This is a genomic window from Gottfriedia sp. NPDC056225 (assembly GCF_042267765.1).
In the GTDB taxonomy this organism is placed as follows: Bacteria; Bacillota; Bacilli; order Bacillales; family Bacillaceae_G; genus Gottfriedia.
Window position 1 is genome coordinate 1 of sequence record NZ_JBHJTJ010000082.1, and the last position, 9360, is coordinate 9360.

A 9360-nucleotide genomic window follows, 5' to 3' on the forward strand; every position below is an offset into this window, starting at 1 on the left:
ATTTTTATTTGTTTTAGGAACAATTTCTGGTCTTGTTCAGAAGTTTCCAGAAATATTCCTTGTAAATACATCGTACTTTATAAGAAGTGCAGTCTTTATTGGTCTAATTGGAATAATCTTTACTATTTTTGAAAAAACAAAAATAAATGAAAAAAGAGTTCATTTTACAATTGGTATCATATTAATCTTCTTAGGTATTCTGATTGACTATTTAATGGTGTAAAGGTGCAATACTGAGTAAAAACATCTTCAACTAACTGATGCATTTGTTGTATTATGCTGGGCTGCTTAGGCAGTCCTTTTTTATTCAAAATAATGGCAGTTTAGTTGAACAAGGTGATTAATAATTTATGTCGAATAATAAATGTTAAATTATAATTACAGGGAGAACCTAATGAAAAAAAAGTTACAAGTTGTTATCCTATCGTTAGGTATAACAGGAATAATTCTAAGTGGTTGTGATACAAAAAATGTAAATACTGATGCTGGTTATGATGTGTACACACAAAAAACTTTAAAGCCAATTAAAGATAAGATTTATAAAATGGGAGATACGGTTGAATTTGATAAAATTCAGGTCACGATCAACAATGCTCGCATTACTAAACCTTCAAGTAAAAAAGACAATTATAAAGGTGATGTTCTTACAGTAGATTTACAGGTATGGAGTAAACCGTATTCTAAAGATGTTCATATCAAAGCAACTGATTTTGAACTATATGATTCTAAAGGTGAAATGAAACAACATTACGATGGTTATATTGGACAAGAAATTAGTGGAAATCTATCTGGAGAAAAGAGTCCTGACAGTTCTGTTCGTGGTCTCGAGGGTGGTAAACTTTATTTCGAAATCTCTAAATCAGAAAAGTATAAACTAGTTTTTAAACCAACATTTTCAAAGAAAGTTAAAGAGATTAATTTTAATGTATATCCGAATTGATATTTCAATTCTTATGCAACTAACTGATGCATGTGCGGCCGAGCCTAGGTCGTATCATATAGCGGGTGGGATTCCCGTCGAGTAAGAACTAGCCATTCACTCGTAGCAAGTCTTGGAGGGATAAAGGTAACTTTAGTCTTTAAGTGTAGACAGTTAGGTTGCGGGCCGAAAGCCAAATGGTTGAAGGGATTGAGCTTCGAAATGTTAATAAAACGAGAGGGCTGATGCCTTACGCATAGCAGAAAGCAATATTTTACCTTTCGTTAGGGCAAGAAAGGTAAAGCCTCTCCGGAGTCAGAGACCTTGGCACGTAACACATTGATATGATACGGCAACTCGGGATACCCTACCGGTCTTTTCATTTAATAGAAGAGTATGGTGTACAAGCGATAACAAGTAAGGAAACCAAATGCCGATGTAGGGAGTCGGATAGCAGTGTAGTACCTATGAAGTTGGGTAATGCCGATGGAGGAAAGACTGCTACCAAAGTATCACCCTTAATAAGGACACATTTACTACACACAGAGGTAGAATAAATGGAAACAAAACTATTAAGGATAACAGAATAAAAGTCTTATAGAAATTAGCTGAGTTCTGTGAATGATAAGTTGGAGGAGCCGTGTGCGTTAATAGCGCAAGCACGGTTCTGGGAGGGGATGGAGTTCGATTTACCGTAAGGTAAAAAGACTCCTTTCTACTCGACTAGTTTGTACTATTCGGTTTAAAAAACAACAGGAGAGATGGCATGAGTTGGTATATAAAAGTGTTAAAGAATTCTTTTGATTTTTCAGGAAGAGCAAGACGTAAAGAGTATTGGAGGTTTACTCTGACCAATACTCTTATCAATTTTTTAATAACTGGAGTATTGGTTTCGACAAAGGCATCCTTTGTAGTTAATATCATGGCAATAATATATAATGTTTTAATGTTTATTCCAAGTTTGTCTGTAAGTATACGAAGACTCCATGATATTGGTAAAAATGGATGGTGGTTGTTGATTAGTGTATTGCCATTTCTATGGGTCTTACCGTTATTTTTACTGCCAATAGCTCAAGTTTTCGAAATTAATTTACAGTATCAGCTTGTCGGGTTAGTGGGTATTTTTGTCTTTTTACTAACAATAATCTGTTTCATTGTAATGATTACGTTCTTTTGTATTGATAGTCAAAAAGGTGAAAACCAGTACGGAGCTAATCCAAAAGGAGAATAATCTATTAAGAAAGAATTAAACAGAGAAAATATCGAGTCTTATTCAACTAACGCATGCATTAGTTGAACAACTAGATCGGCTGTTTAGTCGATTTTTTTATTCAACAAAATGGCAGGTTAGTGTAAAAAGCTAATGAGGGTTGTTTAGAGGCAATTTTTTGGAACATGCCGAATGACTTAACAAATTAATTATGAACGGAAAAGGCCGTGGAATCTCTGCAAGCGAATAAAAACCCTTGCATTATAGTGCAAGGGTTAAATGATTAGTGATGTAAGGTAGTATCAGTGGTAGCTGCTGATTCAATATTTACATTCAAAAATGTAGCTTTTACACTTTTTGAACGAAGAAAATATGGAACCCATATTGCAGCATTTACGATAATACTTTCAAAACCTCTAACTCCCATACTGAGTAGTTCTCCTTTTCCTTCTTGTAATACAGGTAGATCATTTATAATAATGTTGGTAAAAAATATGTCTAAAAATTCAAAAACTACTAATCCAAGTAAATAGATAATCATAAATTTAGGAAACAAACGGCTTTTTTTGAACATCAATACTAAGAGAAATACAGGTACAATTATGAGAAGGATTTTATAGATAAGTTCAAAAATAAGTAAAGGACCAAATAAATGGTGATAAGCATTAGAACCGGGTGTAGTTAATGCATGCCAATTATTGGGTTGAAAATTCACCATTATATTATTGTAAATATCAAGAAAAGCAAAAATTGGTACAGTTATTAAACGAATCACAACTAAAATTATCCAACCGCCGATTCCTTTGTACTTTGGTTTAATACTCAATTCTTCATTTTCCATAAAATCCCACCTTTTTCAAAAAATTGTAATCTAATATTTTGTTTATTTGGATATATGAATATAGGAAAAAATAACTGTCCCAAAATTGATAAAAAAATCTTCAACGTAATTCAATTTAAACTGAGAATGTATTTTATTTTTGGATAGAGACTCTTGCTAATTTATATGATAAATTAGGAAATCCAATTCATATGTAAATTATTGATTACTATTTTAATTCTACAATCCCGATTGAGACACCTCTTAAACCGTACAACTCAAATTTGTTAAGGATTACACTTAACATGCTTTAGTTGAAAATAAACTTACGAGGAATTTCAATTAAAGAATGGATTAGAAGTTGTTGAAGGTCAACTAACATTTGCTATATAATTGAAGAAAAGTTAAGCCGAGTCTCTCGGCTTTTTTTGTTTATACTTTCTTATGAGGTACATTAAAGGGGAATTCATTAGTGAAAAAATTATATTATGCGTGTGTTATGACTGTAACTGGTCTAATTAATTTAGGATATATAATATTTGGTTTTAATACTGATGTGTGGTGGATAAGATTTATTTTAAGTACATCAAAAATACTTTTTCTATTAAGTGCCATTCGATATTTTGCTAAAGAAGATGCTATTCCAACTGAAGAATAAATATAAATATTCGCTTATTGCCAGAGTTTCAGACCTCATTAACTACAACAACATTTTTAAATCTTATACAACTAACGCATGCGATTCTTCAATAACGAAGGATCGTTTTTCTTATGCGGTTAAATGGCAGGTTATTTGAACAAAAAAATTGAAGTATTTCATATTATACTGGAGGTGTAGAATGGAAAATAAGAAAAAGTACGCTTATAAAGTTTTGATATATCAAGCATTTGTAGATATAAAAAATAATACCACTCATGAAGAGGCTTTCCATATTGCTCACGTATTCCACAATCTAGCGCTTCTTATGGTAAAAGATTTTGAAGGAATGAATGAAGCTGAATTTTGGAGTCAAATAAACTTACTTCAAAAAAAACTTGGTGTAAAATATTATAAAGAATTGTTTGAAAGTGCCTTAGCTAATGAGGGAAAGTTTCTCTAATTTTAGGGGGAATTATGCAACTAAAGCATGCGTTAGTTGAAGATCATCAAGAACTGTTTTACAGACTTTCGTTGGGTTGACAGTTGGTATTGTTGGAAGAAGGTCTATTTGATATTTATATTTAATATTTATTATAAAACTTTTCTTTTTGATAAGAGGTGGAGTAATGAGGATAAGAAATGTGACTTTAGTAGATGATGCAAGTGGAACTTCGGAAATACCTGCTCCAATTGTTATCGATTGGGTAAGTCTCATTTTTTGGGTATTAATGTTTTCTGGATTGGTTCTATGTGCATGGGGTCTTTGGAAAAAATCTTGGACATCATTACTAATAAGTGGAATTGTATTATTACTTCCAACTCTGTATTTTTTTATTGCATCAGAGAATTGGTTTAGATTACTTGTGCTAGTACCTCTGATTCCTTTCGTACTTACTTATTTCACAAAAAAAGAAAAATAAGAGCAAACTTAAGCCCGTATCCCTTATTGAACTTGTACAAAAAAGCTTATTTTCTTAAAAACTTAATTTCTAAAACTAAAAAATCAATTAATAGATAAAAATAAAAACTTATTCAACTAACGCATGCGATAGTTCAACAATAAAAAAGATCGACAATATCGTCGATCTTTTTTATTGTGCTAATGTCAGTTAGTTTTAAGAAGGTATTCGCCAATTATATGAAGAATTTATTGGGTATTAATTCAAATAGGAGGACTGTAATGTCTATTTATATTAATATCAAGGAATTTAAAAAGTGGGTAATTGAAAAGGACTTAGAAAATGAAACTATAAAAGGTTTTTGGGAGAACTTTAATAGTTGGAAGGAAGAATACCCTGAAGAATATGTGAACACTTTTAAAAATGGATTTGAACAAAAAAAACTCTCCTTTTATATTAAACCAGTTTCAATTACAATGACCAACTGGCCAGATGAAGACTATAATCACGTTGTGATACGACTTGTTATTGAATACGATGGTTCTGAGATTGGAGAATATAAAATGTTTTTCGACTATGAAACAGGTGATATATATGATGATATGTTTTGGGTTTATTAATTCATTACGACTCTTAAATAACTAATACAATGCATTAGTTGAAGATCCATTTTCCACAGTTGTGCCTCATTTATAAAAAAAGCTGTCAGATTGGAAAAAATAAGGAAAATTAAAATATATCGAATTTATTCTATTTTATGTTATAACAAGGGAGGAAAAACAATGAAATATTGTATGGAATTTGATGATACCAACTTTATTGGGATAACTAATGCTGAACAATATAAATCATTTGTGGATGAAGATTGGGAGTTTGAGATTCTTCTACAACATTTTGCATTTGAAATGAAAAAAGGACATATTCTGGTTTTTCAAATGACTGAAGAAGGTATTGAACATTCTTGGAAAGTTGACGTAAAAGTTGGAACAAAAGAAATTAGTCCTAAATGCTTTCGGAGGGCTGTAGGCTACATACGAGTAACAGATGATCAATTATTTTTGGTAGACTATGGATGCCTCACGATGGCAGCACAGTTTGAAGATGAAAAAGTACCTGATAAAAATTGTTCAAATTATAGAATAAAGATTGATAGTGGCATATATAAGGTCGAATTTATTCAATTTTATAATGTTGATGAAGATGAATATATTGGAACAAATAACACAGACATCCTATTGAATTTCATAAAGGTACCTAACTTTGAACCGATAGTGGATAGTGTCTTTTGGTGTACATATTAAGTCAGTTTGTTGGGCAATAAAAAAATTTATTATAAAATCCATCAGGTCTACAATGAAATTCAGACTGTTGCTTATGCAACTAACTGATGCATTAGTTGAACAAGGAAATGTAGATATAAGAAATAGAATTAAACCCAGTATATAAAAGCACTTTATATTGATCAAATAGGAGGCGGAAAATTGGTTAAAAAATTCACTCTTTTATCGGTATTAGTTGTAATCATTTTGTCAGTATACGGGCTTATCACTAACCAATTCTGGACTTTAATACCTTGTTCACTTTTTGTATTAGGAATAGGGCATTTTGTATGGGCAACTCAGAAAAAAGGAAAACTTAGAACCAATCTTTTCATTATGACGATAGGTCTTGTATTTCTCGGTTTTATTAGATTGTTATCGAACTAACTGATGCTTTAGTTGAACAACGTTTGGCTGCTTCGGCGGTCTTTTTTGTGCAATTAAATGGCAGTTTAGTTGCATAAGGAAAGATGGATTATCATGAGGAATAATCACTTGATTTTAATCGAACGAACGTTTATTATAGAATCATGAGATATAAAGATGAAAATAAAAACGAAGCAATTTTTAAAGCGACAATTCAATTATTGAATGAGATTGGTTTTTCTGATATTTCAATGAAGAAAATCGCTAAACGAGCAAATGTATCTTCTTCAACCATTTATGTTTATTTTGAAAATAAGGAGGATATGTTAAGCAAGTTATACACTAATGTTAAACAACATCTAAGTCAGAAAGTGTTAACAGGTCTTGAAGAAGAGATGCCAATCAAGGTTGCATTTGAACAAGTACTTAGAAATCAAATTGAATTCATTTTTAACCATAAAGATGAATTTTTGTTTCTAGAACAATTTAGTAATTCTCCGTTAATTAAAAATTTATGTATTGAAGATCATAGTTGGATGTTTCAACCTTTATTTGATTTAGTAGAAAGAGGTATTGAACAACAATTATTAAAAGAGTCCGATACAATGTTGCTTTTAGTTTTAATAACTGCTCCGATTACTGATTTGGCTAAAATGCAATTTAATGGCGAGTTTGAGCTTAATGAAAAAAATATAAGTGATTTGATTCAAATGAGTTGGGATGCTATTAAACGTTAATGTATCCCTCTTTTTTAAAAATTAAAATGAACGAACGTTCGTTTAAAAGGAGGTTATTAAAAATTTATGTTATTTTCTTCAAAGAACAAACTCAGATTTGAAAAATCCAAAAACTTTCTTCATGGGAAGTTTAAATATCCTATTAAATCGCCTATTGACTATAGCATAAAGGCTCTTATGCCAATTCTTATTGAATACATGAGGGGAAATTTGAAAGCACGACCTAAAGAAATGCTTCCAGTTCAACGTCTAACTAAATCATTACTTTCTAATAGCTCAGATAAAGCAACGGTTACTTGGTTCGGGCACTCTACTTCTATATTACAGGTAGACGGTCAATTTTTGTTGTTAGATCCCGTATTTGAGAAATATTCTTCTCCTTTTAAGTAAGGTGGCAAACGATATAGCGAACAAATGCCAATCGAAATTGATGAGCTTCCGGATATTGCAGTTGTACTCATTTCACACGATCACTATGACCATCTGGAATATAGGACTATCAAGAAATTAAGAAGGAAGGTAAGAAAATTTCTTGTACCACTTGGTGTAGGAAGCCACCTTGAAAGATGGGGGATTGAACCTGAACAGATTATTGAACTCGATTGGTGGGAAGAAGCTGATTTTTTGCGTATGAAATTCCGTTGTACACCGGCAAAGCACTCCTCAGGTAGAGGGTTTTTTAATCAAAATTCAACCTTGTGGAGCTCATGGGTCATTGAAGGAATGAATTCAAAAATTTTCTTTAGTGGTGATAGTGGCTATGGACCGCATTTTAAACAAATTGGTGATAAATTTGGTCCATTTGATTTAACGTTGATTGACGCTGGTCAATACGACAACAAAGGTTGGTGGCCTTTGCATATGGTACCGGAGGAAACTGTTCAAGCTCATATAGAACTTAGAGGCAGTATTTTACTGCCGATTCATTGGGGAGCATTTACATTAGCAATCCATGACTGGGACGAACCGATTGAACGTGTGCTTGAAGCTGCAAGTGAAAGAAATGTTGTGGTTGCTACACCCCGCATTGGAGATACTTTCGAAATTGGAATAACAAACATATCACAGATTCCGTGGTGGAGAGATATTTTTTAAGGAGGTGATATGAAAAAATATCTTTAGATTAACATTAAAGTTAGAAAAATTTCTAGTTTTATTTATTAACATAAATTGATTTTGAATAGTTTTTACTTTTTTTAATAAGGAGGATTCATTTGAAAAATAAAATCATTTTAATTACAGGATCTACAGATGGAATCGGAAAGGTAGCAGCAAAGACTTTAGCAAAGCAAGGTCATACAGTCATCATTCACGGACGAAATAGAAGTAAAGCTCAGTCTGTTTGTGAAGAAATTAAATTAGAAACAGGGAATCTCAAGGTGGATTATTTAATAGCCGATTTATTTTCATTCGCCGATATTAAGCGCATGACTGATGAGTTCAAGAAAAAATATGATCGACTTGATGTGCTAATAAATAATGCTGGTGCATTTTTCGGTAAGGTTAGAGAAATAACTACAGATGGACATGAAAAAACAATCGCCCTTAACTTATTTACTCCGTTACTTCTAACAGAATTATTACTGGCTGAACTGGCAAAAAGCGCTTCAGCTAGAATTATTAATACGTCATCTGCAACTCATAAAATGTCAGCATCAAAACCTATTTTCAACGATTTACAGTTAGAAAAAAACTATGAACCATCTAGAGCATATGGTTTGTCTAAATTGTATACCATTTGGGTAACTAGACATTTTGCGTCTTCTTTAAAAGAAAAAGGGCTTAATAATATAACGGCAAATGTATATCATCCTGGTGCAGTGGCAACCAGATTTGGTCAGGATAGCGATAAAGGATTTATTAGCAATTTGATTTTTAAAGTGGCACTTCCATTCATGACGAAACCAGAAAAAGGAGCAGACACAACTGTTTATTTGGCAACATCCGGAGAAGTAGAAAATGTTAGTGGAAAATACTTTGGTAAAATGAAGGAAGAAGCACCGAGTGATAAATATTACTCTGCAGAAACCGAAAAAATGATTTGGGATTACTGCATGAAAATTATTAGTCCATATCTTAAAAAATAATGTTGATTAAAGCATTATAATAATCAAGTTCATGGAAGCTATCTTTTAGGTAGCTTCTTTTTATATGTTTGTAAATTGAATTCAAGTTCCTATTCAACTACCATGGGAGTACGATATAAACTTCCATTCACTGTTGTGAATCTGAGGATTCATGGATGGCTAACGCATGCATTAGTTGAGCAAGGTATGGATGTTAATCTAAAATTATCGGCTTAAAAATGTTGTAATTTGTGGGTTAATGTTTAAAAGTTGAACGATTTTCTTAATATAAAATCCCTATCAATTTTCATTATAATTAGTGTATATAAGTTAAAGGAGCGCTAAAAATTGAATAGAAATCAAGATAATAGAAACAATCAAAAT

At 31.9% G+C, this 9360-nt stretch carries 13 protein-coding genes; 12 read left to right on the forward strand and 1 reads right to left on the reverse strand.

Going from position 1 to position 9360, the window contains the following annotated elements; all coding sequences use genetic code 11:
- From ACFCYN_RS24035 to ACFCYN_RS24045, 3 genes are all read left to right on the forward strand, one after another.
- Window positions 1-223: hypothetical protein (locus ACFCYN_RS24035; RefSeq protein ID WP_375952430.1), on the forward strand; the 223-nt coding region annotated here is incomplete at its 5' end.
- A 171-nt stretch (window positions 224-394) separates the two neighbouring features.
- A complete protein-coding gene (locus tag ACFCYN_RS24040; RefSeq protein WP_375952433.1) occupies window positions 395-940 on the forward strand; it encodes a DUF4352 domain-containing protein in 546 nt (181 codons plus the stop codon).
- A 745-nt stretch (window positions 941-1685) separates the two neighbouring features.
- Window positions 1686-2150, forward strand: coding sequence for a DUF805 domain-containing protein (locus tag ACFCYN_RS24045; RefSeq protein WP_375952436.1), 465 nt, complete (start codon window positions 1686-1688; stop codon window positions 2148-2150).
- Between the two features lie 262 nt (window positions 2151-2412).
- Here the strand turns inward: ACFCYN_RS24045 and ACFCYN_RS24050 are convergent, their stop codons facing one another.
- Entirely contained in the window at window positions 2413-2970 is a 558-nt protein-coding gene (locus ACFCYN_RS24050) for a DUF2569 domain-containing protein (RefSeq protein WP_375952439.1), read from the reverse strand.
- A 451-nt stretch (window positions 2971-3421) separates the two neighbouring features.
- Between ACFCYN_RS24050 and ACFCYN_RS24055 the strand changes: the two genes are divergently transcribed.
- From ACFCYN_RS24055 to ACFCYN_RS24095, 9 genes are all read left to right on the forward strand, one after another.
- A complete protein-coding gene (locus ACFCYN_RS24055) occupies window positions 3422-3607 on the forward strand; it encodes a hypothetical protein (RefSeq protein ID WP_375952442.1) in 186 nt (61 codons plus the stop codon).
- Between the two features lie 181 nt (window positions 3608-3788).
- Complete coding sequence (locus tag ACFCYN_RS24060) at window positions 3789-4049, forward strand: hypothetical protein (protein ID WP_375952445.1); 261 nt, start codon at window positions 3789-3791, stop codon at window positions 4047-4049.
- A 166-nt stretch (window positions 4050-4215) separates the two neighbouring features.
- Window positions 4216-4509, forward strand: coding sequence for a hypothetical protein (locus ACFCYN_RS24065; protein WP_375952448.1), 294 nt, complete (start codon window positions 4216-4218; stop codon window positions 4507-4509).
- 260 nt (window positions 4510-4769) lie between these two features.
- Complete coding sequence (locus ACFCYN_RS24070; RefSeq protein WP_375952451.1) at window positions 4770-5108, forward strand: hypothetical protein; 339 nt, start codon at window positions 4770-4772, stop codon at window positions 5106-5108.
- 174 nt (window positions 5109-5282) lie between these two features.
- Window positions 5283-5789 (forward strand): hypothetical protein, encoded by a 507-nt coding sequence (locus ACFCYN_RS24075; protein ID WP_375952465.1) that lies wholly within the window; start codon window positions 5283-5285, stop codon window positions 5787-5789.
- A 548-nt stretch (window positions 5790-6337) separates the two neighbouring features.
- Window positions 6338-6910 carry a TetR/AcrR family transcriptional regulator gene (locus ACFCYN_RS24080; protein ID WP_375952454.1) on the forward strand — a complete coding sequence of 191 codons (573 nt, stop codon included), beginning with the start codon at window positions 6338-6340 and terminating at the stop codon, window positions 6908-6910.
- A gap of 210 nt (window positions 6911-7120) precedes the next feature.
- A complete protein-coding gene (locus ACFCYN_RS24085; protein WP_375952457.1) occupies window positions 7121-7300 on the forward strand; it encodes a hypothetical protein in 180 nt (59 codons plus the stop codon).
- 24 nt (window positions 7301-7324) lie between these two features.
- Window positions 7325-8005, forward strand: a complete 681-nt coding sequence (locus ACFCYN_RS24090; RefSeq protein WP_375952460.1) for an MBL fold metallo-hydrolase — start codon at window positions 7325-7327, stop codon at window positions 8003-8005.
- A 119-nt stretch (window positions 8006-8124) separates the two neighbouring features.
- A complete protein-coding gene (locus tag ACFCYN_RS24095; RefSeq protein WP_375952463.1) occupies window positions 8125-8997 on the forward strand; it encodes an SDR family NAD(P)-dependent oxidoreductase in 873 nt (290 codons plus the stop codon).
- Window positions 8998-9360: the final 363 nt, after the last annotated feature.